Consider the following 579-nt stretch of genomic DNA (forward strand, 5'->3'; position numbering starts at 1 on the left):
ATTGGCAGGCACAACTGGCCGAGCATCTGCGCCGTGGCCTGCCGGACTACATGGTGCCGAACCAGTGGCTGGCACTGGACAGCCTGCCGCTGTCGCCCAATGGCAAGCTCGACCGCAAGGCCTTGCCTGCCGTGGATGCTGCCCTTGTGCAAAAGGTCTATGAGGCACCGGCCAATGCGCGGGAGCACCGTCTGGCCGCAGTCTGGGCCGATGTGTTGCGCCTTGAGCGGGTCGGGGTGAACGACAACTTCTTCGAGCTTGGGGGCGATTCCATCGTCTCGATTCAGGTCGTCGGACGTGCGCGCCAGCAGGGCCTGCACTTCACGCCCAAGGAGCTGTTCCAGCACCAGACCGTGCGCGGCCTGGCAGCGGTGCTGCGCGAAGGCGAGGGAGCGGTGAAGGCCGAGCAAGGTCCGCTGCTCGGGGGCATGCCATTGCTGCCGTTCCAGCAGTGGTTCTTCGACCAGCGCATGAGCGAGCCGCAGCACTGGAACCAGTCGCTGTTGCTGCGCGGCACCGAAACGGTGGATGCCAGCGCATTGGAGCAGGCGCTGCTGGCACTGTACGCCCAGCACGACG

The 579-nt window shown here is 66.0% G+C and carries 1 protein-coding gene; it reads left to right on the plus strand.

Annotation, left to right across the window (positions count from 1 at the left end; translation table 11 throughout):
* Positions 1–579 (plus strand): phosphopantetheine-binding protein (locus tag INQ47_RS25640; RefSeq protein ID WP_404702901.1); only part of this gene is annotated, 579 nt, incomplete at both ends.

The organism is Pseudomonas sp. 3HC3 (assembly GCF_044904505.1).
GTDB classification, from domain to species: Bacteria; Pseudomonadota; Gammaproteobacteria; order Pseudomonadales; family Pseudomonadaceae; genus Aquipseudomonas; species Aquipseudomonas putida_Y.